This is a genomic window from Streptomyces sp. SLBN-31 (assembly GCF_006715395.1).
Classification (GTDB): domain Bacteria; phylum Actinomycetota; class Actinomycetes; order Streptomycetales; family Streptomycetaceae; genus Streptomyces.
On sequence record NZ_VFNC01000001.1, the window covers coordinates 248,653 to 274,962 of the forward strand.

22 protein-coding genes are annotated in these 26,310 nt (G+C 73.0%); 17 read left to right on the plus strand and 5 right to left on the minus strand.

Annotation, left to right across the window (positions count from 1 at the left end):
• Window positions 1-52: 52 nt before the first annotated feature.
• Window positions 53-997 (minus strand): RNA polymerase subunit sigma-70, encoded by a 945-nt coding sequence (locus FBY22_RS01190; RefSeq protein WP_399211418.1) that lies wholly within the window; start codon window positions 995-997, stop codon window positions 53-55.
• Here FBY22_RS01190 and FBY22_RS01195 point away from each other — a divergent pair.
• A complete protein-coding gene (locus FBY22_RS01195; RefSeq protein ID WP_222127746.1) occupies window positions 980-2,620 on the plus strand; it encodes a DUF6350 family protein in 1,641 nt (546 codons plus the stop codon). The genes FBY22_RS01190 and FBY22_RS01195 overlap by 18 nt on opposite strands.
• Before the next feature lie 11 nt (window positions 2,621-2,631).
• Here FBY22_RS01195 and FBY22_RS01200 read toward each other — a convergent pair whose 3' ends face one another.
• Entirely contained in the window at window positions 2,632-3,417 is a 786-nt protein-coding gene (locus FBY22_RS01200; protein WP_142142025.1) for a hypothetical protein, read from the minus strand.
• 326 nt (window positions 3,418-3,743) lie between these two features.
• On the opposite strand from FBY22_RS01200, the gene purN reads away from it, so the two are divergent.
• Window positions 3,744-4,373 carry a phosphoribosylglycinamide formyltransferase gene (gene purN / locus FBY22_RS01205; protein WP_142142026.1) on the plus strand — a complete coding sequence of 210 codons (630 nt, stop codon included), beginning with the start codon at window positions 3,744-3,746 and terminating at the stop codon, window positions 4,371-4,373.
• A complete protein-coding gene (gene purH / locus FBY22_RS01210) occupies window positions 4,370-5,941 on the plus strand; it encodes a bifunctional phosphoribosylaminoimidazolecarboxamide formyltransferase/IMP cyclohydrolase (protein WP_142142027.1) in 1,572 nt (523 codons plus the stop codon). Before purN ends, purH begins: the two co-directional genes overlap by 4 nt.
• Before the next feature lie 74 nt (window positions 5,942-6,015).
• Here purH and FBY22_RS01215 read toward each other — a convergent pair whose 3' ends face one another.
• Entirely contained in the window at window positions 6,016-6,744 is a 729-nt protein-coding gene (locus FBY22_RS01215) for an RDD family protein (RefSeq protein WP_142142028.1), read from the minus strand.
• A gap of 245 nt (window positions 6,745-6,989) precedes the next feature.
• On the opposite strand from FBY22_RS01215, the gene FBY22_RS01220 reads away from it, so the two are divergent.
• From FBY22_RS01220 to FBY22_RS01245, 6 genes are all read left to right on the plus strand, one after another.
• Window positions 6,990-7,844: a bifunctional methylenetetrahydrofolate dehydrogenase/methenyltetrahydrofolate cyclohydrolase gene (locus FBY22_RS01220; protein ID WP_142142029.1), complete on the plus strand. Its 855-nt coding sequence runs from the start codon at window positions 6,990-6,992 to the stop codon at window positions 7,842-7,844.
• A gap of 181 nt (window positions 7,845-8,025) precedes the next feature.
• Window positions 8,026-8,451, plus strand: coding sequence for a DUF3017 domain-containing protein (locus FBY22_RS01225; RefSeq protein ID WP_313905429.1), 426 nt, complete (start codon window positions 8,026-8,028; stop codon window positions 8,449-8,451).
• Window positions 8,452-8,667: 216 nt separating this feature from the next.
• A complete protein-coding gene (locus tag FBY22_RS01230; protein WP_142142030.1) occupies window positions 8,668-9,129 on the plus strand; it encodes a helix-turn-helix transcriptional regulator in 462 nt (153 codons plus the stop codon).
• 283 nt (window positions 9,130-9,412) lie between these two features.
• Window positions 9,413-10,618 carry an XRE family transcriptional regulator gene (locus tag FBY22_RS01235; RefSeq protein ID WP_142142031.1) on the plus strand — a complete coding sequence of 402 codons (1,206 nt, stop codon included), beginning with the start codon at window positions 9,413-9,415 and terminating at the stop codon, window positions 10,616-10,618.
• A gap of 313 nt (window positions 10,619-10,931) precedes the next feature.
• Entirely contained in the window at window positions 10,932-11,921 is a 990-nt protein-coding gene (locus FBY22_RS01240; RefSeq protein WP_142142032.1) for a malate dehydrogenase, read from the plus strand.
• Between the two features lie 152 nt (window positions 11,922-12,073).
• Complete coding sequence (locus tag FBY22_RS01245; protein WP_142142033.1) at window positions 12,074-13,024, plus strand: hypothetical protein; 951 nt, start codon at window positions 12,074-12,076, stop codon at window positions 13,022-13,024.
• A gap of 1 nt (window position 13,025) precedes the next feature.
• On the opposite strand, the gene FBY22_RS01250 is transcribed toward FBY22_RS01245, so the two are convergent.
• On the minus strand, window positions 13,026-14,423 hold the full coding sequence (locus tag FBY22_RS01250; RefSeq protein WP_142142034.1) for an MFS transporter: 1,398 nt from the start codon (window positions 14,421-14,423) through the stop codon (window positions 13,026-13,028).
• Between the two features lie 95 nt (window positions 14,424-14,518).
• Here FBY22_RS01250 and FBY22_RS01255 point away from each other — a divergent pair, with 95 nt between their 5' ends.
• The gene (locus FBY22_RS01255; RefSeq protein WP_142142035.1) at window positions 14,519-15,472 is read left to right on the plus strand and encodes a LysR family transcriptional regulator; all 954 of its coding nucleotides are present in this window, start codon (window positions 14,519-14,521) and stop codon (window positions 15,470-15,472) included.
• On the opposite strand, the gene FBY22_RS01260 is transcribed toward FBY22_RS01255, so the two are convergent.
• Entirely contained in the window at window positions 15,458-16,372 is a 915-nt protein-coding gene (locus FBY22_RS01260) for a bifunctional helix-turn-helix transcriptional regulator/GNAT family N-acetyltransferase (RefSeq protein WP_142142036.1), read from the minus strand. The two genes, FBY22_RS01255 and FBY22_RS01260, sit on opposite strands and share 15 nt — an antisense overlap.
• Window positions 16,373-16,510: 138 nt before the next feature.
• Between FBY22_RS01260 and FBY22_RS01265 the strand changes: the two genes are divergently transcribed.
• The 7 genes from FBY22_RS01265 (at window position 16,511) to FBY22_RS01295 (ending at window position 26,310) form a co-directional block, all read left to right on the plus strand.
• A complete protein-coding gene (locus tag FBY22_RS01265) occupies window positions 16,511-18,271 on the plus strand; it encodes a hypothetical protein (protein ID WP_142142037.1) in 1,761 nt (586 codons plus the stop codon).
• Window positions 18,261-18,632: a hypothetical protein gene (locus tag FBY22_RS01270; protein WP_142142038.1), complete on the plus strand. Its 372-nt coding sequence runs from the start codon at window positions 18,261-18,263 to the stop codon at window positions 18,630-18,632. Before FBY22_RS01265 ends, FBY22_RS01270 begins: the two co-directional genes overlap by 11 nt.
• 11 nt (window positions 18,633-18,643) lie before the next feature.
• On the plus strand, window positions 18,644-19,918 hold the full coding sequence (locus FBY22_RS44625) for a hypothetical protein (RefSeq protein WP_142142039.1): 1,275 nt from the start codon (window positions 18,644-18,646) through the stop codon (window positions 19,916-19,918).
• A 246-nt stretch (window positions 19,919-20,164) separates the two neighbouring features.
• Window positions 20,165-21,694 (plus strand): aldehyde dehydrogenase family protein, encoded by a 1,530-nt coding sequence (locus FBY22_RS01280; protein WP_142142040.1) that lies wholly within the window; start codon window positions 20,165-20,167, stop codon window positions 21,692-21,694.
• Window positions 21,695-21,749: 55 nt separating this feature from the next.
• A complete protein-coding gene (locus FBY22_RS01285; RefSeq protein WP_142142041.1) occupies window positions 21,750-23,279 on the plus strand; it encodes a GMC family oxidoreductase in 1,530 nt (509 codons plus the stop codon).
• The gene (locus tag FBY22_RS01290) at window positions 23,279-24,364 is read left to right on the plus strand and encodes a glycine betaine/L-proline ABC transporter ATP-binding protein (protein WP_142142042.1); all 1,086 of its coding nucleotides are present in this window, start codon (window positions 23,279-23,281) and stop codon (window positions 24,362-24,364) included. The genes FBY22_RS01285 and FBY22_RS01290 overlap by 1 nt, the downstream gene beginning before the upstream one ends.
• Entirely contained in the window at window positions 24,364-26,310 is a 1,947-nt protein-coding gene (locus FBY22_RS01295; protein ID WP_142142043.1) for a proline/glycine betaine ABC transporter permease, read from the plus strand. The genes FBY22_RS01290 and FBY22_RS01295 overlap by 1 nt, the downstream gene beginning before the upstream one ends.

The window sequence follows — 26,310 nt, forward strand, 5'->3', positions numbered from 1 at the left end:
CGGGGGGGCGGGCCCACGGGCGTGTACGGGGGTCATGGGGGCGCGGGCGGGGTCAGCGTCCGAGCGGCACCAGCCTCTCCGGGCCGTGTGCCGTCCGACTGCGCAGCCAGGCCCGGAGTTCCGCCTCCTTGTGGGACAGCGCGCCCTGCGACACCCGCGGCGGCAGCCCCTCGATCGCCCGCCCCACGGCCACCGGCGGCTCGTAGTGCGTGGGAGCCGTGCTCAGCACGAACGAGGTCGTCCCGATCAGGGTGACGGTGCAGGCGATGGCGGCATGCGTCCAGAACCGGGTCCGCCGTTCGCTGCCCGTCCGCACCTGCGGCGGCTTCGCCGCGCGCAGCCGCTCCGTGGCGGCCAGCGCGGCGAGGCGGCGCCGCAGCTCCGGCGGGTCGGCCAGGTCCGGAAGGCGCGCGGCGACGACCTCGCGGGCGTGCAGCAGGCGGCCCGCCGCGGCCGGGGTGCTGGCCTCCGTCTCCGCCGCCGTCTCCGGCAGGTCCAGGCCCACACCGTCGTACAGCAGGAGCGTGCGGCGGTAGGGCGGCGGGAGTTCGAGGAGCGCGGCGAGCAGGGTGCGGTCGGACGGGTCGGCCGGTGGCGCCTCCGGGTGGCGGTAGCGGGGGTGGAAACGGTGCCAGGGGGAGAGGGCGCAGTCGTACGCAGCCGCTCGCACCCACCCGCCCGGATCCCGGTCCCGGGCCACCTCGGGCCAGCGCTGCCAGGCGAGTTGGAAGGCCCGCTCGACCGACTCGCGGGCGAGCTCGCGGCGGCCGGTGAGCAGATAGGTCTGCCGTACGAGGGCGGGGGCGCAGAACGCGTACAGCGCGTCGAAGGCCTGAGCGGGCGTCAGCGGCGCGGACGGTTCCGGTTCCTGAGGCGGCGTCACGGAGGGCCCTTTCGCACGGAAAAGTACATAAACATATATTGAGCGACACTTCGGTGGTTCGCCTGTTACAACGGGAAAGTGCGTGTCATTGGGAGCATGACGGTCGTGATCCAGATGACCGCTCGCCGACCGTCCCTGTCGTCCCTTCTCGTCCGTCTGCGCGACCGCTCGCCCGGACTGGCCGCCGGCCTGCTGGGTGGCGCCGTGGCCGCCGGGCTGGGGCTCGGATCGCTCGCCATGCTCGTGACCCTGCTGTGGATCAGCTCGCCCTATCCCGACAGCGGACCGGGTGGCGCGCTGCATGTCGCGTCGGCGCTGTGGCTGCTGGCGCACGGCGCCGAGCTGGTGCGCGCCGACACGCTCTCCGGGGCCCCCGCGCCCGTGGGCGTGACGCCGCTGCTACTGCTCGTCGTGCCCGTGTGGCTGGTGCACCGGGCGGCGCGGGACGCGGTGGAGGGCGGTGAGGAGGAGGTGCCGGAGGTGTCGGGCGGGACGGCGTGGGCGGGCGTCGTACTCGGCTATCTCGGCGTCGGCGCGGCCGTCGCGTTGTACGCGTCCGGGGGCGAGCTCCGGCCCGACTGGGTGTGGACGGCGGTGTGTCCGCCGCTGCTCGTCATGGGGGCGGCGGGACTGGGGGTGTGGACGGCGTACGGGCGTCCGCGCGAGGCCCTGGACGGGGCGCTGGTGCTGCTGCCCGCGGGGCCGCGGCGACTGCTCCTGGGGGGCGGGGGACGTGCCCGGCTGGTCGTCGCCGCGCGGGCCGCGGGGGCCGGGGCGACGGTGCTGGCCGGCGGCGGTGCGCTACTGGTGGGGGTGTCGCTGGTGTGGCACGGCGGAGCGATGCGGGCGTCGTTGCTGCACCTCACGGAGGGGTGGTCGGGGCGGTTCGCGGTGCTGCTGCTGTGCGCGACGCTGGTACCGAACGCGGCGGTGTGGGGGGCGTCGTACGCGCTGGGCCCCGGATTCGCGCTCGGCGCCGGTCACATGGTGAACCCCGTGTCCTCGGCACCGGCGTCGATCCTGCCGCCGTTCCCGCTCCTGGCGGCCGTGCCGGAGGCGGGCGCCGGGGGATGGGCGAACTGGGCCGCTGGGGCGGTGCCGGTGGCGGCCGGGGTGACGGTCGGGTGGCTGGTGGGACGGGCGGAGCCGGCGGGGACGCAAGGGTGGTCGCGGGGCAGGACCGCCGGTGTCGCCGGGCTGGCGTCCGTGTTCTGCGCGGCCGGGGTCGCCGTGCTCAGCGCCCTCGCCGGAGGCCGGCTCGGGGTCGCGACGCTCGCCCGGTTCGGCCCGGTGTGGTGGCAGGTGGCCGGTGCGGCGCTGCTGTGGATCGCGGGGCTGTCGGTGCCGACGGCGCTGGTACTGCGGGCCTGGGGGCGCCGGGAGAGGAGAGCGCGGAGCGAGCGGGCCGTGGAACCGGCGACGCGGGCGGCGGAAGGCGGGCGCCGGTTCTCCAGTCCCTGGTGCGCCGTGGGGGCGTGGCTCGGTTTCCAGAAGGTGGGCGAAGCCGGGGGAGGCGGGACCGGGACGGCCACCGGCACCCCGCTCATGCCGTACGGCGGGGCCTACGACCAGGACGACGACGTCTACCGCCCGCTGCTCGCGCAGCGCGACACGCCCTTCGAGCCGTACGACCCGCTGCCCGCCGAACCGCCACGACCGCAGCAGCCGCCGTCGCGGCCGCCGCACTCACCGTGGTGGCCCGACGACGCCGACGGGGAGGATCCCCCGGGGCCCTGAACCCGGCCGGTTCAGCCGTTCGTCCCCAGCAGCCCCCGCAGCTCCGTCGGCAGAAGGTGGCTGCAGGACTGCTTGGCCTCGTTGGTGAGGGCGTCGTTCGTGCAGGTGTAATAGTCGCGGTAGACCAGCTGGGCCGTGAACGTCGCGGCCACCAGGGCGAGCGCCAGCGAGGCCGTGACCAGGCCGCTCACCGCCGCCGTCGTCTGCGGACGGTAGCCGGCGTCGGCGGTCGGGGCGTTGTTGTTGTCGCCGGGACGGGTCTTGGCGCGCAGGGCGCTGCCACCCCAGTACAGGGCGAGCGCGCCGAGCAGCAGGGACACGTACGGCCAGCTGAAGAGGGCGAAGAAGAAGGCCCACATGCCGCACAGGAGGGAGTAGCGGGCACGGCGCTGCACCGGGTCGGTCGGGTCCCAGCGCATGCCCGCGCCGCCGGGCGCGGGACCTCCACCGGGACCCTCGGGGCCGGAGGCCGGGCCGCCGGGGCGCTCGCCGAAACCGCCGGAGGAGCGGCCCGGCTGGCGGTCGCTCCACTGGCTGCCCCAGGAGGAGTGGTCCCCGGAGCCCTCGCCGTCCTCGCCGCCCGCCGGGCGGCGCGGCTGCCACGGCCGGTCGGGCGTGCCCTCCGGCGGAGGGGCGAAGGGGTTGTCGTCCTGGGTGCCGCCCGACTCGTCGTCCTTGCGGTCCGAGGCCGCGTCGGGCGGTGAGGCCGGGCGCTCACGCAGCAACGCGGCGCCGCGCTCCCCTCCCTGGGCCGGGAGCGGGGGGAGCGTGAGGAGTCGCAGACTGCGGTCCGACATCAAGAGAGCGTCTTCCCCTTGGTGAACGTGTTCGTGAACCTGGCGAACTTGCTGGGTACGGCTGGTCCTGCGGGAGCCTTCACACGGTCAACGCACCGCACGACAGGCGCGTTCCCGAACCGGCTCCTCCCAGACGCTACCTTCCGGCCACGCCCCCGTCCCGTGGGGGCCGCCCCGTGTGCCGGTATCGTTGCTGACGGTCGGCCGCTTCGTAGACTTCCCCGTATCCCGGGGCGCGAAGCATTCGTACGAATGTACAAAGCGCCATGTCACCGCGTACGGCGGTCCGGCCACCGAAGAACGCTCCCCCGAGAAAGGGCCCCACCGTGGCCGCCAAGCCCGTGGTCAAGCGCCTCGTCGTGCTGGTCTCCGGATCCGGCACCAACCTGCAGGCACTCCTCGACGAGATCGCGGCCACCGGCACCGAGGCCTACGGGGCGGCGGTCGTGGCCGTCGGCGCGGACCGCGACGGCATCGAGGGGCTCGCCCGCGCCGAGCGGGCCGGGCTGCCCACCTTCGTGTGCAGGGTCAAGGACTACGAGACGCGGGACGAGTGGGACGCCGCCCTCGCCGAGGCCGTGTCCGCGCACGAGCCGGACCTCGTCGTCTCCGCCGGGTTCATGAAGATCGTGGGCAAGGAGTTCCTGGCCCGTTTCGGCGGCCGGTTCGTGAACACGCACCCCGCCCTGCTGCCCAGTTTTCCCGGAGCCCACGGTGTGCGGGACGCGCTCGCGTACGGCGCCAAGGTCACCGGCTGCACCGTCCACTTCGTCGACGACGGCGTCGACACCGGACCGATCATCGCCCAGGGCGTGGTGGAGGTCCGGGACGAGGACGACGAGAGCGCTCTGCACGAGCGCATCAAGGAAGTCGAGCGAAGGCTGCTCGTCGAGGTCGTGGGGCGGCTCGCCCGCAACGGCCACCGCATTGAGGGACGAAAGGTAGTTATCCAGTGACCGCCACCGCCGGGACCAGTAAGCGGCCGATCCGCCGGGCGCTCGTCAGCGTCTACGACAAGACGGGCCTCGAAGACCTCGCGCGCGGCCTGCACGAGGCGGGCGTCGAACTCGTCTCCACCGGGTCCACGGCCGGCCGTATCGCCGCCGCCGGTGTCCCCGTCACCAAGGTCGAGGAGCTGACCGGCTTCCCCGAGTGCCTGGACGGCCGGGTCAAGACGCTGCACCCCAGGGTGCACGCCGGCATCCTCGCTGACCTGCGCCTGGAGAGCCACCGCGAGCAGCTCGCCGAGCTGGGCGTGGAGCCGTTCGACCTGGTCGTCGTCAACCTCTACCCCTTCCGTGAGACCGTCGCCTCCGGCGCCACCCCGGACGAGTGCGTCGAGCAGATCGACATCGGCGGCCCCTCGATGGTCCGCGCCGCCGCCAAGAACCACCCGTCCGTCGCGGTCGTCACCAGCCCCGACCGGTACGCCGACGTCCTGGGGGCCGTCGCCGACGGCGGCTTCGACCTCGCGACCCGCAAGCGCCTGGCGGCGGAGGCCTTCCGGCACACGGCCGAGTACGACATCGCCGTCTCCTCCTGGTTCGCGTCCGCCTACGCGCCCGCCGAGGACGGCTCGCAGTTCCCCGAGTTCATCGCCAGCAGCCTTGAGCGTGCCCACACCCTGCGCTACGGCGAGAACCCGCACCAGCCGGCGGCGCTCTACACCTCCGGCACCGGCGGTCTGGCCGAGGCCGAGCAGCTGCACGGCAAGGAGATGTCGTACAACAACTACACGGACACGGACGCCGCCCGCCGTGCCGCGTACGACCACGACGAGCCGTGCGTCGCGATCATCAAGCACGCCAACCCCTGTGGCATCGCGATCGGTTCGGACGTCGCCGAGGCGCACCGCAAGGCGCACGCCTGCGACCCGCTGTCCGCGTTCGGCGGCGTGATCGCCGTCAACCGGCCGGTGAGCCGGGAGATGGCCGAGCAGGTCGCCGAGATCTTCACCGAGGTCATCGTCGCGCCCGACTACGAGGACGGCGCGCTGGAGGCCCTCGCCAAGAAGAAGAACATCCGCGTCCTGAAGGCCCCGGGCCGTCCCGAGTACCCCGTCGAGGTCAAGCCGATCGACGGCGGCGCCCTCCTGCAGGTCACCGACCGCCTCCAGGCCGACGGCGACGACCCGGCCAACTGGACGCTGGCGACGGGCGAGGCGCTGTCCGCGGACGAGCTCTCCGAGCTCGCCTTCGCCTGGAAGGCCTGCCGCGCCGTCAAGTCCAACGCGATCCTGCTCGCCAAGGACGGCGCCTCGGTCGGCGTCGGCATGGGCCAGGTCAACCGCGTCGACTCCGCGAAGCTGGCCGTCGAGCGGGCCGGCGAGGAGCGCGCCCGCGGCTCCTACGCCGCCTCGGACGCGTTCTTCCCCTTCCCCGACGGCCTGGAGATCCTCACCGCCGCCGGCGTCAAGGCCGTCGTCCAGCCGGGCGGTTCGGTCCGCGACGAACTGGTCGTGGAGGCCGCGAAGAAGGCGGGCGTGACGATGTACTTCACCGGGACGCGGCACTTCTTCCACTGACCCGGAAACGCGAACGCGGCCTCCGGCCCTCCCCGAGGAGGCCGGAGGCCGCGTCCGTTTCGCGGGCGGTCGTCTCAGTTCTGGATGACCATCGTGCTCGCGGCCTTGTCGTGCCAGCCCTGCTGGCGGCCCGACTTGTCCCAGAACGGGGACAGGTAGACCAGCAACTGGCCGATACCGCACAGGAAACCGCCGACGAGCGGGATGATCCAGCGGATGAACGCCGAGCCCAGGCCGGGCTTCTGGCCGGTGTCGGCCTTCACCACGCGGATGCCGACGGCCATCTTGCCCAGGGTCGCGCCGACCAGGCCGGTCATCAGCCACTCGTAGAGCAGGCCGAAGAGGGCGAGGATGCCGATGACGGCGAAGACCTTGGCGCCCATCGACGAGCCGGCGTCGTTGATGCAGGTGTCGTAGTCGGTGGAGTTCGGGTCGCAGTTCTGGGCGGAGCTGATGGAGCCCGCGACACCGGCGAACAGCAGGACGACGTAGACGACCGTGTAGATGATGCCGTCGATCAGGCGGGCGCCGAAGCGGCGGCCCATCGAGGCGAGGTTCGGCACGGGGCCGCCGGGGTAACCGGGCTGCTGCGGGTAGCCGTAGCCCTGCTGGGGGTAGCCCGGCTGCTGCGGGTAGCCGTACCCCTGCTGTGGCGGCACGCCCGGCGGGGGCTGCTGCGGGTAGCCGTATCCGGGCTGTCCCGGCTGACCGGCCGGGGGCTGCTGCGGGTAGCCGTAACCCTGCTGCGGGTTCTGCGGGTTCTGCGGCTGACCGTAGGGATTGTTGGGCGAGCCGAAACTCATGGCCGGTTTTCCTCCGTTGCACAAGCGGGGACGATGCGGATTGCGCGGAGGAATAACACGATGTGAGCGGTTTGCCCCCCGAACACGAACCGCGATACTGCGCCGTTCATCGTTCTTCACCCCCGACTGGCTTGTCCAGTGGCATTTCGCATGTGTTGTGCAAGTGCAATGTGGCTGATCATGGCCGTTCGCCGAGACGGCACCCGGATTGGAACCGGGGGGCGGTCATCCGCGAGGATGGGACCATGACCGCCCAGATTCTCGATGGCAAGGCCACCGCAGCCGCGATCAAGTCCGACCTGACCGCCCGCGTGGCGGCGCTGAGGGAGAGGGGCGTCACGCCCGGCCTCGGCACGATCCTGGTCGGGGACGACCCCGGCTCCCAGAAGTACGTCGCGGGCAAGCACCGCGACTGCGCCGAGGTGGGCATCGCCTCCATCCAGCGCGAACTGCCCGCCACGGCCACGCAGGAGGAGATCGAGGCGGTCGTCCGGGAGCTCAACGAGGACCCGGCGTGCACCGGTTACATCGTCCAGCTGCCGCTGCCCAAGGGCATCGACGAGAACCGCATCCTGGAACTGATGGACCCGGACAAGGACGCCGACGGCCTGCACCCGATGAACCTCGGCCGGCTGGTGCTCAACGAGCCTGCGCCGCTGCCCTGCACCCCCAACGGTGTCCTGACCCTCCTCCGTCGGTACGGCGTGGAGATCAAGGGCGCCGAGGTCGTGGTCGTCGGCCGCGGTGTCACCATCGGCCGCCCGATGCCGCTGCTGCTGACCCGGCGCAGCGAGAACGCGACCGTGACCCAGTGCCACACCGGCACCCGCGACCTCTCGGCGCACCTGAAGAACGCCGACATCATCATCGCCGCCGCCGGTTCCGCCCACCTGATCCGGCCCGAGGACGTCAAGCCGGGCGCGGCCGTCCTCGACGTCGGCGTCTCGCGCAGCGCCGAGGGCAAGATCGTCGGCGATGTCCACCCCGGGGTCGCCGAGGTGGCCGGCTGGATCTCGCCGAACCCCGGCGGCGTCGGCCCGATGACCCGCGCCCAGCTGCTCGTCAACGTGGTCGAGGCGGCGGAGCGCAGTGTCGGCTGAGGCGAAGCGCCCCGAGGGCGACACGGGTACCGGGGCGGGCGACACCGGTACCGGCGTGGCGGGCGCCGAGCGCCCGGCGGTGGACCTGCGCCGCCCGGCACCTCGGGGCCGTGCGACGACGGGCCCGGAGCACGAGGTCAAGCACCCCGAGGAGCAGGCCGAGGAGACCGTCCGGGACGCGATCAGCGCGCCCGACGCGCAGGGCGTGCCGCGCCGGGTGACGCGCCGCTTCCCGCTGTTCACGCGGGACACCGCGCGCCCCGAGGGCGGCGGCCGGGCCGCTCCCGGCGACGCCCCGGCGCCCGCCCGGCAGTGGCCGATCCTCGCCGTCCTCGGCCTGGTCGCCGTCGGCCTGCTGCTGACCGCGCTGGACGTCTTCCGGGTCGGCACCCTGCTGATCGGGGTCGCCCTGGTGGCCGGCGCCCTGCTGCGCTGGATCCTGCCCGACGTCGGCATGCTCGCCGTGCGCTCCCGCTTCACCGACATCGTCACCTACGGCGTGCTCGGTCTCGCGATCGTCCTGCTGGCGATGATGGTGCAGCCCCACCCCTGGCTGCAGATCCCGTTCCTGAAGGACACGCTGCACCTCACGGTGAGCAGCGGCTAGCCGCGGCCGAACGCGGCGCGACGACGGCCCGTCCCCTCCCCCGGGAAAAGGACGGGCCGCCGCCGGGACCACCCTGCTGCACGCCGAAGCCGCTGTTCAACGGCTGTCCGCGCGCTGTGGCACGGAGGTGACCGTTCCGCAACGCGGGAACCATCGGCGGGCCCGGCTTCGTCACCTGCTCAGACGAGCAGGACGAGGACGCCGTGGAGGTGGGCGATGGGCGGCTGGCAGCCGCTGCCGGACGATCTGCCGCCGGAGGTGCGGCACTTCGTGGAGCAGTTGCGGCTCCTGAAGGACGCGACGGGGCTCAGCCTCGTCGCGCTCGGCGCCCGCACCGCGTACAGCAAGTCCTCCTGGCACCGCTACCTCAACGCCACCCAGCCGCCGCCCCGGCAGGCCGTCACGGCCCTGTGCCGGATCGCCGGCCTCGACGGCACGGAGGCCGAGCGGTTCGGGGTGCGCTGGGAACTCGCCGTCCAGGCCTGGCCCCGGCCGGCGAAGCCCGCCGGGAGCGAGGAGACCGACGGCTACCAGGACGACCCGACGCTGCCCTGGTGGGACACACCGGAGGAGGGGAAGCGGGGGCGCGGACCGGGCGGGCGGCTGCTGCTGTACGCCGTCGTGCTGCTGCTCCTGACGCTGCTGACGGCGGTCGTCGGCGCCGTGGCGCTCGGGTGAGCCACCCATGGGACGTGGTGGATACGTCCGTGACGGGTGGGGTTGTCCGTGTGTGGCTGCGGTGTCGATGTATCGACGAGTTCGCGGATTTGACACAGAGTTGTTCGACGGGGGAGCTAGCGTGACGAGTCCCACCGGGGGCGCACCCGTGCGCCCCCGCCCTGGGAACTGAGACCCTGATGGGGCGCACTCCGGTGGGTAGCCAGGGACGGGGACCCGGCCCGCGCCGGGCACGCGCGAGCCAGGGAAGAAAAGCACCAAGCGGGGGAAGAGGGGGGAAGCAATGCCTCGTTGGAGGGCCTTGCCGGACGAACTCGATCCGCAGGTCAGGGAGTTCGCGAGCCAGCTGCGGCGGCTCGTGGACCGCAGTGGCCTGAGCATCGCGTCGGTGGCCGACCGTACGGGCTACAGCAAGACGTCCTGGGAGCGGTACCTGAACGGCCGGCTGCTCGCGCCCAAGGGCGCGATCGTGGCGCTGGCGGAGGTCACGGGCACCAACCCGGTCCATCTGACGACCATGTGGGAGCTCGCCGAACGCGCCTGGAGCAAGTCGGAGATGCGCCACGACATGACCATGGAGGCCATTCGCATATCCCAGGCGCGTGCCGCGCTCAGTGAGTTCGGGGCGCCCCCGGCGAACGTCAAGGGCGGCAGGACGGCCCGCAGGTCCGGCAGCGCGACGGCGACGCCGGGGATCGCGGGACCGGCGGGCGTGGCGCCGACGGTGCCGCCGCAGCCGACGACGTCGCCGGACACCCGGGAGCCGGAAGGCGCCCCGGGCGGATCGTCCGGCGCCAACTCCTGGAAGCTGGCCGGATACCAGGGGCCGTCGCCGGCGGGCGGACGCCCGCAGCAGGCGGCCTCGCCCGCACCGGCCACCGCGCCCGACGCGGCCGCGCCCGGCACCTCCGCCGCCACGCCGCAGCCGCCGGGTGTCTTCGGCGACGCCCCGCAGGGTCCGCCGCCGGGGGGCCCGGACACCTCCTCCGGGGGTGCCGCCAGGCGGCGGCTGACGATGTTCCTCGCGGGCGTCGTGGGCGTCCTGGTCGTGATGGCGGCCGTGTTCTACCTGACCGACGGCGGCGGCAAGAAGAACGAGGGCGGGCACGCCTCGCCGTCGCCCTCGGCCAGCTCCGTCGACCTCCCGGCCGGCGTGAAGTGCGCCGGCGCCTCCTGCACCGGCAAGGACGCGGAGGCCATGGGCTGCACCAAGGACGCCGCCGCGGTGACCACCGCCAAGACCGTCACGGTCGGCACGACCACCGTCGAGGTGCGCTACAGCAAGACCTGCGCCGCCGCGTGGGGCCGTGTCACCGCCGCCGCGCCGGGGGACGCCGTCCAGGTGACCGCGGGCAAGGCCAAGGAGAGCGACACCATCACACAGGCGGGGGACACCATCGCGTACACGCCGATGGTCGCCGTGAAGGACGCGGGTGAGGCGAAGGCCTGCGCGACGCTGGCGTCCGGCCTCAAGGGGTGCACGCCCTAGGGGCGCCGACGCACAAAGGGGGCGGCCGCCCGTCCGGGAGAGGTGAGACGAAGGCGGCCGCCGTTGGGGGGTACCGACAGTGCCGGACTCCCGTGGGGGTACGGTTCGCGTGCCCGAGATGGGGACGGCTATGCATGCCGTCCCGCATTTCTTTCCCCCGGTTCACTCTGTGGGCTGGGCCACACGGACCCGGCCGTCCGGGATCCCGGATGCGCGATAGCCTGACCGGTGGATCTCTCTTGATACCAAGAGATCGATCATCTGTACGTCCCACCCGGACGACACCACCGCCAGCTGTCCTACGGAGAACGCCATGACCCGCACTCCCGTGAACGTCACCGTCACCGGCGCGGCCGGCCAGATCGGTTACGCCCTCCTCTTCCGCATCGCCTCCGGCCAGCTGCTCGGCGCGGACGTGCCGGTCAAGCTCCGCCTCCTCGAGATCACGCCCGCGCTGAAGGCCGCCGAGGGCACGGCCATGGAGCTGGACGACTGCGCCTTCCCGCTGCTCCAGGGCATCGAGATCACCGACGACCCGAACGTCGCCTTCGACGGCACCAACGTCGCCCTCCTCGTCGGCGCCCGCCCGCGCACCAAGGGCATGGAGCGCGGCGACCTGCTGGAGGCCAACGGCGGCATCTTCAAGCCGCAGGGCAAGGCCATCAACGACCACGCCGCGGACGACATCAAGGTCCTCGTCGTCGGCAACCCGGCCAACACCAACGCGCTCATCGCGCAGGCCGCCGCGCCGGACGTACCGGCCGAGCGTTTCACCGCGATGACCCGCCTGGACCACAACCGCGCGCTGACCCAGCTCGCGAAGAAGACGGGCTCCACGGTCGCGGACATCAAGCGCCTGACGATCTGGGGCAACCACTCCGCCACCCAGTACCCGGACATCTTCCACGCCACGGTCGCCGGCAAGAACGCCGCCGAGACCGTGAACGACGAGAAGTGGCTGGCCGAGGAGTTCATCCCGACCGTCGCCAAGCGCGGCGCCGCGATCATCGAGGCCCGTGGCGCCTCCTCCGCCGCGTCCGCCGCCAACGCCGCCATCGACCACGTGTACACGTGGGTCAACGGCACCGCCGAGGGTGACTGGGCCTCCATGGGCATCCCCTCGGACGGCTCCTACGGCGTCCCGGAGGGCCTGATCTCCTCCTTCCCGGTCACCACCAAGGACGGCAAGTACGAGATCGTCCAGGGCCTGGACATCAACGAGTTCTCCCGCGCCCGCATCGACGCCTCCGTCAAGGAGCTCGAGGAGGAGCGCGAGGCGGTCCGCGGCCTCGGCCTCATCTGAGACCGCCGAGGACGCCGGGCCCGCCCGGCTTCACGGTTTCGTCACGACCCTGCGCGGGCCCCGTTCCGGTTCCTTCCGGAACGGGGCCCGTGGCCGTTTTCGCCGCTACCGTCTAAAGCGTTGCTCAATGGGGTGATTCGGGGGGCGTCGGCATGAACGGATGGGACGGACACAGCTCCGGTTCCGGGGCGGAGCACGAGCCGAGCGAGGAGAGAGGCCGGGCGGCCTGGTCCGACGGCGGGACGGGACAGGCGCCCCCGTGGGCCTCGGCCCAGACCCAGACGGGCGGGACGCTCCCGCCGCCCTGGGCGCCGCCTCCGCCGGACCCGGTGTACCCCGCGCCCCCCGCACCGCCGTACGGCGGTCACCCCACTCCGCCGTACACGCTGCCCCCCGCCCCGCCCCCGGCCCCCCGGTACCGGGTCGGCCGGATCGTCGGGGTCATCGCCCTGATCGTCGCGGTCGGCGCGGGGACCGGTGCCGGGACCTGGTACCTCGTGCGCGAGCACCGCACGGACACCGGAGCGCGCCCCGCGAGCGTCGGCTCCGCCGCCGCCACCTCCTCCGCCCCGACGCCTTCCGGCTCGCCCCCGCCGAGCACCCCGCCGCAGACACCGGCCGCGTCGGCCTCGCCGCTGGACTCGCCCTCCGCCGGCTACCGCCGCGCCGAGGACCCGGTCGGCTACTCGATCGACGTCCCCCAGGGCTGGGCCCGCCGCGAGAAGCAGGGCAAGCTCTCGCCGATCGTCTACTACGACGCCCCCGGCGATGGCCGCCAGCTGCAGATCTTCGAGGTCACCGAGTCCACGCCGTACGAGTCCCTCACCCTCGCCGAGTCCGACCCCGGCTACGGCTTCGCCGCGCAGCCCGGCTACCGGGTCGTCGAGCGCGACCACGGCGACACCTGGGCCGAGCTGTCGTACCGCTACACCGACGCGGACAAGGGCGCCCGCCAGGTCATCGACCACCGCTTCGAGGCCCACGACGGCACCCTGTACGCGATCCGCGCCAGCGGCCCCGCAAGCCTGGACCCCGAGCGGGTGCGGGAACCCCTGAGGATGGCGGTGCGCTACTTCTGCCCGACGGGCACCGAGTGCACCTAGGTCAGCCCACGCGCTCCTTGGTGGGTGCCGGGGAGGCGGCCGTGCGGGCCGGGCCCTTGTCCTTGCGGTAGCCGGCGAGGACCGCCGCCGTCGCCGCGAGGACCAGGAGGGCGACCGTGCGCAGCGCCGGGCCCATGCCCTCGGCGAAGCCGGGGTGGGAGGCCAGGACGGTGCCGGTGACGGCGACCCCCAGGGCCGCGCCGACCTCGCGGGCCGAGGTGCCGAGGCCCGAGCCGAGGCCCGCCCGGTCCGCGGGCAGCGCGGTGACGACGCCGAGGGTGAGCGCAGGCATGGACAGGCCGGTGCCCGCCGAGATGACCAGCAGCCAGCAGGCGTACAGCGGGTAGGGCGTGCCCGCGTCGACGGTGGACGCGCCGAGCAGGCCGAGGCCGATCAGGGCGAGACCGGCGCCGACGACCGGGCGTGGGCGCGAGGCCCAGCGGGCCGCCAGCTTCGGGACGAGCGCCATGCCGACGATCAGCGGCAGGATCGCCACGCCGGTACGGGCGGGGCCGTAACCCTTCACGCCTTGCAGGTACTGGGAGTTGACGAAGAAGAGGGCGAACAGGCCGAAGAAACCGGTCGCCATGCCCAGGGTCGTCGCGCGCAGTCGGGCGGAGGCGAAGACGCGCGGGTCGAACAGGGGCGTGCGGGAGCGCAGGGCGTGGCGGGCGAAGGCGGCCACGAGCAGGGCGCCCGCGGCGAAGACGCCGAGGATGCGCGCCGACGTCCAGCCGTAGGCCGGCCCCTCGATGATCCCGAACAGCACGGCGACCAGGGCCGCGGTGAGCAGGATGGTGCCGACCGGGTCCGGGTGGTTGTCCGGGGCGCGGTCGGTGCGCGGCGTGGTGAGCGCGACGGCGAGGGCGAGCAGCGCGGCCAGCGGCACCATCGCCCCGAACAGGGCCCGCCAGGTCAGGAACTGCCCGACCAGGCCGCCGCCGAGGTTGCCGAGCATGCCGCCCAGGCCGAGCGCGAGCGTCCAGGACGCCATGGCCTGCGCCTGGCGCTCGGGGCCGGCGAGGCGCATCAGGATCGACATCGTGGCCGGGGTGATCAGGGCGGCGCCCGCGCCGGAGACGCCCCGGCCGGTGACGAGCACGGCCGGGGACGCGGCGAGCGCGCTGGTGGCGGCGCCCGCGGCGAACAGGGCGAGGCCGGTCAGGAGCGCGCCCTTGCGGCCCCAGCGGTCACCGAGGGCGCCGGCCGGGACCAGGAGCGAGGCGAAGACGATCACATAGGCGTCGACCGTCCACAGGATCTCGGTGTGCGAGGGGTGCAGCGATGACGAACTCAGCTGCGGGATCAGTAGGTTGATGGCGGCGACCATGCTCTGGGCGACCAGGACGCAGGCGCACAGGGCGAGCAGGGTGGACCGTTTCAGGGCGTGCGGAGGCATGGCTCCTCCCCGGGAGCTCGGTGGTGGTGTGGGATGCCCTGTCACCGTAGGCTCGGACCCGTCCTGCACTCCAGTGCAAGCTTTGCAAGGGATCGATGCGTGTGACGCAATCAAGTGGTCTGGATCTGAATCTGCTGGTCGCCCTGGAGGTTCTGCTGGAGGAGCAGAGCGTCGGCGGTGCCGCCCGGCGGCTGCATCTCTCGGAACCGGCGATGAGCCGCACCCTGGGCCGGATCCGCAAGGCGCTCGGCGATCCCGTGCTGGTGCGGGCCGGGCGCCAGATGGTGCCGACGCCGCGCGCGCTGGCCGTAAGGGCCGAGGTGAGCGCGGTGGTGGAGCGGGCGAGGGCGCTGTTCGCCCCGGACCGGGACGCGGACCTGCGGACCGTGCGCCGGACCCTGACGATCATCGGCCACGACTTCATCGCCGCGGCCTGCGGTCCGGCCCTCTTCGAACGCGCCGCGAGGGAAGCGCCCGGAGTCCGCGTCCGCTTCCTGGCCGAGAGCCATGTGGACATGCCGTTCCTGCGTGAGGGCACGGCCGACCTGGAGGTCGGGGTGCTGGACACGACCGCGCCCGAGGTGCACGTGGAGATGCTCCACGAGGACCGGATGGCGGGCGTCGTGCGGGCCGGACACCCGCTGCTGGAAGGGGAGTTGACGGCCGAGCGGTTCGCGACCGAGGCTGATCACCTCATCGTCTCGCGGCGCGGCAGGCTGCACGGGCCCGTCGACACCGCGCTCGCCGAACTCGGCCTGCGACGGCGGGTGGTGGGCGCCGTGGGGACGTTTCCCGCCTCGCTCTTCGTGCTGCGCGACACCGATCTGGTCGGGCTGATCAGCGGGTGGGGGTTCCCGCTTGCGGCGGCGCTCGATCTGGTGACCTTCGAGGTGCCGCTCCCGCTGCCGCCGCTGCCCCTGGGCATGGCCTGGCATCCGCGGCACGACGCCGACCCCGCGCACGCGTGGCTGCGGCGGACACTGCGGGAGGTGCTGGTCGGGTGGTCGTCCGATGGGGCGGCGGGGCAGGGCCCGTCAGACGGGCCGTAGCCGCTTCTCGAACCAGTGGCTGGCGTAGACGTGGTCGAGGTACGCCGGGATCTCGCGGTAGCCCGCAGCCCGGTACATCGCCTGCGCCTCGGTGAGGCTCGCGTGCGTGTCGAGGCGTACGACGGTGTGGCCGCGGGCCGCCGCCTCGCCCTCCAGCGCCTCCAGGATCCGGCCGGCGAGGCCGAGGCGCCGGGCATCGGGGTGCACCCACACGTGCTTGATCTCGCCCACGCCCGACTCCAGGGTGCGCAGCGCCCCGCAGCCCACCGCCCGCCCCTCCTCGTATGCCACGAAGAACGCGCCGGCTGCCCCGGACACCTGCTCCGGCCGCACCAGGTCGGACTTGTCGAAGCCCTCCGGGAAGCGCGCGTCGATGTCGGCCGCGTAGGCGTCGAGGCAGGCGCGGGCGTCCGGGGAGGCGCCGTCGACGAGTTCGACGGTGATCGCGGCCAGCCGCAGCAGGCGCTGCGCGGTGGTCATGGCGTCGACCAGCCGGTCGCGCTGGGCGGGGGTGAGACGGTCCAGCAGGCCGGCCGCGAGGGCGTTGGCCCGGCGGTTCTGCTCCTTGACCTCCAGCCGCCCCGCGTCCGTCGGCTCGATCGTGCGCAGCCGGTTGTCCCGCGGGTCCACGCTGATCCGGACCATGCCCTCGGCCTGGAGCGCCTTGGTCATCCGGCTCAGGTACCCCGCGTCCAGACCGAGCCGGCTCCTGAGCTCGCGCAGGGACACTCCGCCCGGTGTCCCGGCGATCTCGAACAGCAGCCGGGCCTCGCCGAGCGGGCGGTCCTGGCCGAGGTAGTGGTCGTCCAGCGCGCCGATCCGGCGGGTGAAGTACCGGTTGAACCGGCGCAGAGCGGCGACCTGCTCCGACGGCACCGGCTCCGTACGTCCTGGCTCCATAACCTTTGACCTTAGTCAAAGAACTCCGGCGCGTCCATCCCTCGGCATTCCGGTTTCGTCGCCCCAACGGCCCCTCTATGCTGATGGTTTGTCAACTGAACGTCTGACAACGGTCACTCCACGCATCGGGGGAGCAGCGTGAGCACCGCGTACGTGCCGCAGCAACCACAGCCGACGACGCCCACGGCGGTCCCGCCGGCACCACCCACTCCACCGCACGCCAGCGAGGCCACCCGGCTGCTGTGCGCGGGCACCTACCTCGATTCCGGTTACCGCGACCGCGTCATCGAGGAACTGCACCTCAACGAGCAGCGGATCGCGGCGCCCTCACTGGGCTTCGACGCCGCCCGCGTCCTCGCCCACGCGCTGCGCGCCCGGCGCCACGAACTGCTGTGGGCCGGGGCGATCGCCGGTCTGTGGCTGATCGGCACGGCCGTCGGCGGCATGCTGCTGTTCTTCTTCTGGCCGAGCGTCCTGCTCGCCCTCGCGCCGTGGATCAGGGGGCGCAGCGAACGCCCGTCGCGCTACCGCCGCGTCGCCGCCTTCCTGCTGCGCTGGTGGGGCCGGCTCTTCCTCACGGGCCTGCTGGCCCTCACGGTCGTCGCCGCGTTCGGCGGCGGCTCCGACGACCGCCCCTCCTACGGCTCGTACGGCTCCGACTACGGCTACGGCTCCTCGGACTCGCCGAGCCTCACCGACGCCTTCTCGCCGAGCGACATCGCCGACGCGGTCGAGCCCTGGCAGGCCTGGCTCACGCTCGCCTTCCTCGCGCTCATCGGCTGGTGCGTGTACGCCCAGCGCAACCAGTTCAGCCGCGCGCTGGCCGCCGAGCTGTCCCCGCAACGCTTCCCGGACGCCGCCGGCGATCCCGCCGAGCAGGCCGACAACCCGCGCTTCCAGCGGCTGAAGCAGCGCATCCGGCTGGAGCAGCACGCGCCGCTGGTCATGTACCACGAGGCGCGCCCGTTCTGCGGTGCGGGAGCGGCGTACGACACCTGGGTGCTGGCCGTGGAACTGCGGGCGGACGAGGAGCGCGAGGAGCAGCTGCCGCTGAGCAACCGCACGATCCTGGAGCGCATCCGCCCCCTGCTCGAACAGCTGCGGGTCCCGTCCGAGTACGCGGGCCCCGGCGTCCGCGACCGGCTGCGCTGGCTGGAGATCGACGAGTGCGTGTTCCTGCCCGTCGAGGGACTGCTCACCCGGGACCAGGCGCCGTACACCCCGCAGGCCTTCGAGGAGCACCGGGCCCGGGCCGTGGAGGAGGGCGCCGAGAAGCGGCGGCACTTCCTGCGCATCCGGGTCGGCGGCTGGGAGGAGGAGCTGGTCGTCACGGTGTTCGTGCGCATCCACACGCAGGGCCGGATGCTCATGCTGGAGATCGCGCCGCACGTGCTGACGCCGGTGCGCGCCGACTTCAAGGACGCCGACCGTACGGCGCACCGGTTCCGGAACAACAGCGCGCTGGGCAAGGCGGCCGGGGCGCTCGTGCTGGTGCCGGGGTCGGCGGGCCGCTCGCTGGGCCAGCTCGGCCGGGGCGCGGTCTACCTCTGGCGGCTGCTGACCGGCGGATACGCGGGCGCGCTGCCGGACGGACCTGCGGTGTCGGTGCGCGAGCTGGGCTCGACGCCGGCCGGATCGCTCTTCCAGGAGATGGACGTGGCCCGCTACCTGAGGAGCGTGCAGGACCGGGTGGCGAACGGGGTACGGGCCGCGCTCGCCGAATCCGGCTACGAGACCGGCGAGTTCGTCCAGAAGATCGTCAACATCAGCAACGGCGACGTGAACATCGGCCGCGTCGAGGGTTCCACCTTCGCGGTCGGCAGTCACGCGTCCGCCTCCTCCACCGTCACGGGCGGCGCGGCGCCGCAGCAGAAGGGAGCCGACAGCAATGGCCGGTAACGAGCCGAGCGTCAACTTCGGCAACATCTCGGGCAACAACACCTTCGCCGTCGGCAGCCACGCGCACGCCGAGAGCCACCATCACCACGGTGCCGACGCGGCTCCGCAGCTCGACAAGTCGACGCGACAACTCCTCGCGGCCGTACGGGAGTTGCGGGCCGACCTCGCCGAACGGGTGCGCGGCACCGACCAGACGGCCACCCTCGACGAGGCCCTCGCCGAGACGGAGTCGGAGATCACCAGCACCGGCCAGGCGGGCCGGACCCGCCGCGAACGCCTGCGCGAGCTGCTGTCCGACTCGCAGGCTCTGGTCACGTTCCTCGCCTCGGCCGGCGCCCTGGCCGGGCTGCTGGGGATGTGAGGAGTAAAGCCATGAGCGGGGGACCGAGGTACTGGAACGAGGACACCCAGCGCTGGGAGGACGGCGGCCAGGAGAGCCCCTCGACGACCCGGTCGACTTCGCCGCCACCGGCGCGGCCACCGATCGCGCCGACGGCGCCCGGCACGGAGACGGCCGCGGAGGCGACGCCACCGGCACCCGCGTCCGGGGCGGACGAGGCCGGTGTGACCGGAGAGGCGGCCGCCGCCGAGTCCTCCGCCGGTGGCCGTGACGACGGAACCGAACCGGCGCCGCCCGTCGCGGGGCCGGGTGGCTGGCCCGTCGCCGGCGGAGAGAGCGTCTGGCACGGTCCGGCGGGCGCCGGCCACACCGTCGTGGACGGCGGGGGAGCCTCCCCTCCCGCGCAGTCCCGGCCGGCCGTTCCGGAGGGTGCGGCCTGGCCCCCGGTCCGGTCGACCGGCGCCGCCGGGTGGCCGCCCGCCGGCGACGACCTCTCCGCGCCGCCCGGCGCCCCCACCCCCTGGCCCGCGCCCGAGTGGTCCAGCGGCGCCTCCTGGCCTCCCGTCGAGCCGGTGACCGCTCCCGCCCCCTCCGGTGGGCTCAACCGGCGGCTCGTCTGGTCCGTCGTCGTGGGGGCCGCCGTCGTCGGTGTGGCCGTGAGTCTCGTGCTGACGCTGGTCGTCGGCAAGGGTGGCGACGACGGGAAGCAACCGGTCGCGGCCGGGTCGTCGTCGGCGCCGGTCTCCTCGCCGGAGCAGTCCCCGTCGCCGTACGCCGAAAGCAGCGCCTCGCCCTCGCCCTCCGTCTCCACGCCGCCCGACGGCTACGAACTCCGCGACGACACCGAGGGCTTCCGGATCGCCGTGCCCAAGGGGTGGACGCGCAGCACCGTCCCCTCGCAGTACGGCATAGCCGTCGTCAACTACCGCAGCGCCGACAAGGAACACCGCCTGCAGGTCTACCAGGTCCAGGAGGAGTCCCCGGACGCCTCCTTCAAGCTGTACCTGTCCGCTCAGACCCGTAAGCCGGCCGGCTTCGAGAAGCTCGACCTGCAGCGCCTCGACGACGGCGAGTTCACCGGCTCCCGCCTGGAGTACCTGGCGGGTTCGATCTCCGGCGAGCCCGACGTCGGCACCTGGCACGTCTACGACGAGCGCTTCGTCGCCGCCGACGGCAACATCTACGCCATCGCCTCCTACGGCCCCGACTCCGACGGCCACGACGACGAACTCGGCTACCTCGCCACGGCGTTGGACTGGTTCTGTCCGCCGTACACCACCTGCGACGCCGACCCCGGCATCGACTAGCCCGGGGCATCGACTAGCCCGGCCCTCCCCCGACCCGGGAGGGCCGGTGACACCGGTCGGCTCCGTGGTTCAGATCACCTTCCGGTGGGCGTTTCGTCCCATTCGCCCGCATCTTCAGTGACACAGCGCACTTTCGGCCATGGATTGCGCATGCAACGACGGCCGATGGGCATGTGCTCACGGTCCCGAGGGGTGACATCCGTGTGACTCACGGGATCTGAACAGCAACGGAAGGCAATACCGATCATGTCGGACCGAGCAGAAGCCCTGGAGCTCGACGCGCAGGCGACCATCCACGTGGCAGGGGAGTGGCGGGAAGCCGTCTCCGGCGCCACGCGCGAGATCCTCGACCCCGCCGACGGCCAGGCCTTCGCTCTGGTCGCGGAGGGCGACGAGAAGGACACGGACCTGGCGGTCGCGGCCGCCCGCCGGGCCTTCGACGAAGGAGACTGGCCGCGCACCCCCGCCGCCGACCGCGCCGCTGTGCTGCGTCGCGTCGCGGACCTGCTGATACGCGACCGCGAACGTCTCGGCCGGCTGGAGAGCCGTGACGCCGGCAAGACCGTGGAGGAGGGTCGCATCGACATCGACTGTGTCGCCGACGCCTTCCGCTACTTCGCCGACCTGGTCGCGGCCGAGGCACCCGGACGCGTCGTCGACGCGGGCTCGGCCGACGTCCACAGCGTCGTCGTCCACGAGCCCGTGGGGGTCTGTGCGCTGATCACCCCCTGGAACTACCCGCTCCTTCAGGCGAGTTGGAAGATCGCCCCGGCGCTCGCGGCCGGCAACACCTTCGTCGTGAAGCCGAGCGAGATCACCCCCCTCACCACGATCGCCCTCATCGACCTGCTCGCCGAGGCCGGGCTGCCCGCCGGTGTCGCCGGCATCGTCACCGGTCCCGGCCACTCGGTCGGCGCCCGGCTCGCCGAGCACCCCGACGTCGACCTGGTGTCCTTCACCGGCGGACTGGTCAGCGGCACCAAGGTCGCCCAGGCCGCCGCGCCCACCGTCAAGAAGGTCGCCCTCGAACTCGGCGGCAAGAACCCCAACGTCGTCTTCGCCGACGCCTGCGCGAGCGAGGAGGGTTTCGACACCGCCGTCGACCAGGCCCTCAACGCGGCGTTCATCCACAGCGGCCAGGTCTGCTCGGCGGGCGGCCGGCTGATCGTCGAGGAGTCCCTGCGCGAGCGCTTCGTCGCCGAACTCGCCCGCCGCGCCGCGAAGATCCGCCTCGGCCGCGGCACCGAGGACGGCGTCGAGTGCGGACCGCTCGTCTCCGAGCAGCAGCGCGCCAAGGTCGAGGACTACGTCGCCTCCGCGCTCGCGGAGGGCGCCGTGCTGCGGACCGGCGGCAAGCGCCCCGAGCCGACCCCGGCCCGCCCCGCCGGCGGCTACTTCTACGAGCCGACCGTCCTCGACCAGTGCCACCGCGAGATGCGGGTCGTACGCGAGGAGGTCTTCGGGCCGGTGCTGACGGTGGAGACCTTCCGCACCGAGGACGAGGCCGTCGCCCTCGCCAACGACACCGAGTACGGACTCGCCGGCGCCGTCTGGACCGCCGACGCAGGACGCGCCCGCCGCGTCGCCGGCCGGCTGCGCCACGGCACCGTCTGGATCAACGACTTCCACCCCTACCTCCCCCAGGCGGAGTGGGGCGGCTTCGGCAAGAGCGGAGTGGGCCGCGAACTCGGCCCCGCCGGCCTTGCCGAGTACCGCGAGACCAAGCACGTCTACCAGAACCTGGCGCCGAAGCCGGTGCGCTGGTTCGCGGGCTGACACCGGCCCGCGATCCCGCCCCCGACCGACCACTGGCCCCCCTGGAGCAACCCCCATGCCCGAGAACCACCACACCTACGACTACGTCGTCATCGGCGGCGGTACGGCGGGCTCCGTCATCGCCTCCCGCCTCACCGAGAACCCCGACATCACCGTCGCCGTCATCGAGGGCGGCCCCAACGACGTCGGCCGCGAGGACGTGCTGACGCTGCGCCGCTGGATGGGCCTGCTCGGCGGCGAACTCGACTACGACTACCCGACCACCGAGCAGCCCCGCGGCAACTCGCACATCCGGCACAGCCGCGCCCGCGTCCTGGGCGGCTGCTCGTCCCACAACACGCTCATCGCCTTCAAGCCGCTGCCCTCCGACTGGGAGGAGTGGGAGCAGGCGGGCGCCAAGGGCTGGGGCCCGGTGCAGATGGAGGCGTACTACGCGCGGCTGAAGAACAACATCGTCCCGGTCGACGAGAAGGACCGCAACGCCATCGCCCGCGACTTCGTCGACGCGGCGCAGAAGGCGCTCGGCGTCCCCCGCGTCGAGGGCTTCAACACCAAGCCCTTCGACGACGGCGCCGGCTTCTTCGACCTCGCCTACCACCCCGAGAACAACAAGCGGTCGTCCGCGTCGGTGGCGTATCTGCACCCGGTGATGGACGAGCGCCCCAACCTGACGCTTTTGCTGGAGACCTGGGCCCACCGGCTGAAGCTGGACGGCACCCGCGCCGAGGGCGTGCACGTGCGCACCAAGGACGGCGAGGACCTGCTCATACGTGCCCGCCGCGAGGTCGTCCTGTGCGCCGGCGCCGTGGACTCCCCGCGGCTGCTGCTGCACTCCGGCATCGGCCCCCGCGCCGACCTGGAGGCGCTCGGCATCCCCGTCGCGCACGACCTGCCGGGCGTCGGCGAGAACCTGCTCGACCACCCGGAGTCGGTGATCGTCTGGGAGACCGACGGCCCGATCCCGGAGAACTCCGCGATGGACAGCGACGCCGGACTGTTCGTGCGCCGCGACCCCGACCACGCGGGCCCGGACCTGATGTTCCACTTCTACCAGGTCCCCTTCACCGACAACCCGGAGCGACTGGGCTACGAGAAGCCTGACTTCGGCGTCTCGATGACCCCGAACATCCCCAAGCCCAAGAGCCGCGGCCGGCTGTACCTGACCAGCGCGGACCCGTCGGTCAAGCCGGCCCTGGACTTCCGCTACTTCACGGACGAGGACGACTACGACGCCCGGACGCTGGTCGACGGCATCCGCATCGCCCGTGAGATCGCGCGCACCGAGCCGCTGGCCGGCTGGCTCAGGCGCGAGGTCTGCCCGGGCCCGGAGGTGACCGGCGACGAGGAGCTCAGCGAGTACGCCCGCAAGGTCGCGCACACCGTGTACCACCCCGCGGGCACCTGCAAGATGGGCGCGGCCGACGACGAAATGACCGTTGTAGACCCGGAGTTGAGGATTCGAGGCCTGGACGGCATCCGTATCGCGGACGCCTCGGTCTTCCCGACGATGACCGCGGTGAACCCGATGATCGGGGTCCTCATGGTCGGGGAGAGGGCCGTCGATTTGATCGGAGGCGGTGCGTGATGAGTACGACCCTGGACACGACGAGCACGGACGAAACGGCCGTGGGCGAACCGGTCTTCTCCGTCGACGGCCTGTGGAAGGTCTTCGGCCCCAAAGCCGACCGGATTCCGGACGACCCCGAACTGACCGCCCTCGACCCCGCCGAGCTGCGCGCCCGAACCGGCTGCACGGCCGCCGTCCGCGACGTCTCCTTCGACGTGCGCAAGGGCGAGGTCTTCGTGGTCATGGGCCTGTCCGGCTCCGGCAAGTCCACGCTGGTGCGCTGCCTAACCCGGCTCATCGAGCCGACGGCCGGCACGATCGCCATCGACGGCGAGGACGTCCGCGCCATGGACCGGTCCCGGCTGCGCGAACTGCGCCGCCATCGGGCCGCGATGGTCTTCCAGCACTTCGGCCTGCTGCCGCACCGCACGGTCATCGACAACGTGGCGTACGGCCTGGAGATCCAGGGCGTGGCCAAGGCCGAGCGCCGCGAGCGCGCCGCCGAGGTCGTCGCCAAGGTCGGCCTGGAGGGCATGGAGCAGCGCCGCCCCGGCCAGCTCTCCGGCGGTCAGCGCCAACGCGTCGGCCTGGCACGCGCGTTGGCGGTGGACCCGGAGGTCCTGCTGTTCGACGAGCCGTTCAGCGCCCTCGACCCGCTGATCCGGCGCGACATGCAGGAGGAGGTGATCCGACTGCACCGCGAGGAGGGCCGCACGATGGTCTTCATCACGCACGACCTGAGCGAGGCCCTCAAGCTCGGCGACCGCATCGCCCTGATGCGCGACGGCCGCGTGGTGCAGCTGGGCACCCCGGAACAGATCGTGGGCAGCCCGGCCGACGACTACGTCCGCGAGTTCGTCCGGGACGTCTCCCGCGACCAGGTCATGACCGTGCGCACCGCCATGCGCCCCGGTGACTGCGGCGGCCGCGAGCACCCCGGGGCCCTGGCGCCCGGCGAGCTCGTCGCCGACGCGATCAAGGTCGTCGCCCGCAGCGGCAAGCCGGCCTGCGTCGTGGACGACGGACGCTGCGTCGGTGTCGTCGACCACGAAAGGCTCCTCGGTGTCGTCGCCGGAACGGAGCCGCGGAAGGAGGCGGCGTGATGGCGACCCTCACCACGTCCGCCCCCCGGGTTGCCGTGCCCGCCGTCCTGAAACACCGGGCCGTGCACAAACTCCTGCTCCTCGCGCTGGCCGCGGCGGTCCTCGTGCCGCTCGCCGACGCCCGCTGGGCCAGCGGCAGTTGGCCCGCCGCCCTCACCGTCGACCTCTCCACGCCGCTGACCCACGTCAGCGACTGGATCATCGACAACCGCGACAGCCACCCGCTGTTCCTGTACGGCTTCGGCTACGTCAGCAACGCGGTCGTCATCTGCGTACGCGCCGTCTACCTGGTCCTGCTGGCCGCGGGCTGGGCCGGCGTCACCGCGGTCGGCGCCCTCGTGGCCTGGCGGGTCGCCGGCGTGAAACTGGCCCTCGGCACCGCGGCGGCGTTCCTCGCCTGCGGCCTGCTCGGCATGTGGATCCCGACGATGCAGACGCTCGCCCTGATGGTCGTGGCCGTCCTGGCGTCGGTGCTGGTCGGCGTGCTGCTGGGCCTGGGCGCCGGCCTCTCCGACCGCCTCGAACGCGCCCTGCGCCCGGTCCTGGACACCATGCAGGTCCTGCCCGCCTTCGCCTACCTGCTGCCCGTCGTGCTGGTCTTCGGCATCGGCGTGCCCGCGGCCGTCCTCGCCACCGTCGTCTACGCCGCCCCGCCGATGGCCCGCCTCACCTCGCTCGGTCTGCGCGGCGCCGACAAGGAGGTCCTCGAAGCCGTCGACTCGCTCGGCGCCACCGCCCGCCAGCGCCTGCTGACCGCCCGTCTGCCGCTGGCCCGCAAGGAACTCCTCCTCGGCCTCAACCAGACGATCATGATGGCCCTGTCCATGGCGGTCATCGCGTCCGTCATCGGCGCCGCCGGCCTCGGTGACCGCGTCTACCAGGCGCTGGCCTCGGTCGACGTCGGCGCGGCCCTCGCCGCCGGCATCCCGATCGTGCTGCTGGCCGTCGTCCTGGACCGCGTTACCTGCGCGGCCGGCGAACACGCCGGCGAGGAGCGCGAGAACACCCGGCGCGGCTGGCTCTACGCGGCCGTCGCCGCCGTCGCCGTGGCGCTCGCCGGACGTCTGGCGGGCCGTCTCGACTGGCCCGGCTCCTGGACGCTGAACATCGCCGACCCGGTGAACCGGGCCGTCGACTGGATGACCGCGCACCTCTATTCGGGCGTGCCCGTCGTGGGCGGCACCGCCGACTGGGCCGGCCACTTCACCACCTGGGTCCTCGACCCGGTCCGCGGCGGCCTGCAGTGGCTGCCCTGGTGGTCGGTGCTGCTCGTGGTCGCCGCCCTGGCCTGGCTGATCGGCACCTGGCGCACCGCCCTGACCGCCGTCCTCGCCATGGCCGCCATCGGTGTCCTGGGCGTGTGGAAGCCGTCCCTCGACACCCTCTCCCAGGTGCTGGCGGCCGTCGCCGTCACCCTCGTGCTCGGCTTCGCCACCGGTATCGCGGCGGCCCGCAGCGACCGCTTCGAGCGGCTGCTCAGGCCGGTCCTGGACGTCTTCCAGACGATGCCGCAGTTCGTGTACCTCATCCCGGTCGTGGCCCTGTTCGGCGTGGGCCGCGCGCCCGCCGTGGCGGCGGCCGTCGTCTACGCGCTGCCGGCCGTCGTCCGCATCACCACGCAGGGGCTGCGGCAGGTCGACCCGGCCGCCCTGGAGTCGGCCCGCTCACTCGGCGCGACCCCCGCCCAGCAACTGCGCCAGGTCCAGCTCCCGCTCGCCCGGCCCGCGTTGCTGCTCGCCGTCAACCAGGGCGTGGTCCTCGTCCTCGCCGTCGTCATCATCGGCGGCCTGGTCGGCGGAGGCGCGCTCGGCTACGACGTCGTGTTCGGCCTCGCGCAGGGCGACCTGGCGACCGGACTGGTGGCGGGAGCGGCGATCGTCTGCCTGGGGCTGATGCTCGACCGGGTGACCCAGCCGACCGAACGCCGCGCGACGAAGGGAGCGTGA

What these genes read in the sequence shown, in the direction of transcription:
- FBY22_RS01195 (WP_222127746.1), top strand. Translation starts at nt 980, where the DNA reads ATGACGGTCGTGATCCAGATGACCGCTCGCCGACCGTCCCTGTCGTCC.
- FBY22_RS01200 (WP_142142025.1), bottom strand. Translation starts at nt 3,417, where the DNA reads ATGTCGGACCGCAGTCTGCGACTCCTCACGCTCCCCCCGCTCCCGGCC.
- FBY22_RS01215 (WP_142142028.1), bottom strand. Translation starts at nt 6,744, where the DNA reads ATGAGTTTCGGCTCGCCCAACAATCCCTACGGTCAGCCGCAGAACCCG.
- FBY22_RS01220 (WP_142142029.1), top strand. Translation starts at nt 6,990, where the DNA reads ATGACCGCCCAGATTCTCGATGGCAAGGCCACCGCAGCCGCGATCAAG.
- FBY22_RS01230 (WP_142142030.1), top strand. Translation starts at nt 8,668, where the DNA reads ATGGGCGGCTGGCAGCCGCTGCCGGACGATCTGCCGCCGGAGGTGCGG.
- FBY22_RS01235 (WP_142142031.1), top strand. Translation starts at nt 9,413, where the DNA reads ATGCCTCGTTGGAGGGCCTTGCCGGACGAACTCGATCCGCAGGTCAGG.
- FBY22_RS01240 (WP_142142032.1), top strand. Translation starts at nt 10,932, where the DNA reads ATGACCCGCACTCCCGTGAACGTCACCGTCACCGGCGCGGCCGGCCAG.
- FBY22_RS01245 (WP_142142033.1), top strand. Translation starts at nt 12,074, where the DNA reads ATGAACGGATGGGACGGACACAGCTCCGGTTCCGGGGCGGAGCACGAG.
- FBY22_RS01250 (WP_142142034.1), bottom strand. Translation starts at nt 14,423, where the DNA reads ATGCCTCCGCACGCCCTGAAACGGTCCACCCTGCTCGCCCTGTGCGCC.
- FBY22_RS01255 (WP_142142035.1), top strand. Translation starts at nt 14,519, where the DNA reads ATGCGTGTGACGCAATCAAGTGGTCTGGATCTGAATCTGCTGGTCGCC.
- FBY22_RS01260 (WP_142142036.1), bottom strand. Translation starts at nt 16,372, where the DNA reads ATGGAGCCAGGACGTACGGAGCCGGTGCCGTCGGAGCAGGTCGCCGCT.
- FBY22_RS01270 (WP_142142038.1), top strand. Translation starts at nt 18,261, where the DNA reads ATGGCCGGTAACGAGCCGAGCGTCAACTTCGGCAACATCTCGGGCAAC.
- FBY22_RS44625 (WP_142142039.1), top strand. Translation starts at nt 18,644, where the DNA reads ATGAGCGGGGGACCGAGGTACTGGAACGAGGACACCCAGCGCTGGGAG.
- FBY22_RS01280 (WP_142142040.1), top strand. Translation starts at nt 20,165, where the DNA reads ATGTCGGACCGAGCAGAAGCCCTGGAGCTCGACGCGCAGGCGACCATC.
- FBY22_RS01285 (WP_142142041.1), top strand. Translation starts at nt 21,750, where the DNA reads ATGCCCGAGAACCACCACACCTACGACTACGTCGTCATCGGCGGCGGT.
- FBY22_RS01290 (WP_142142042.1), top strand. Translation starts at nt 23,279, where the DNA reads ATGAGTACGACCCTGGACACGACGAGCACGGACGAAACGGCCGTGGGC.
- FBY22_RS01295 (WP_142142043.1), top strand. Translation starts at nt 24,364, where the DNA reads ATGGCGACCCTCACCACGTCCGCCCCCCGGGTTGCCGTGCCCGCCGTC.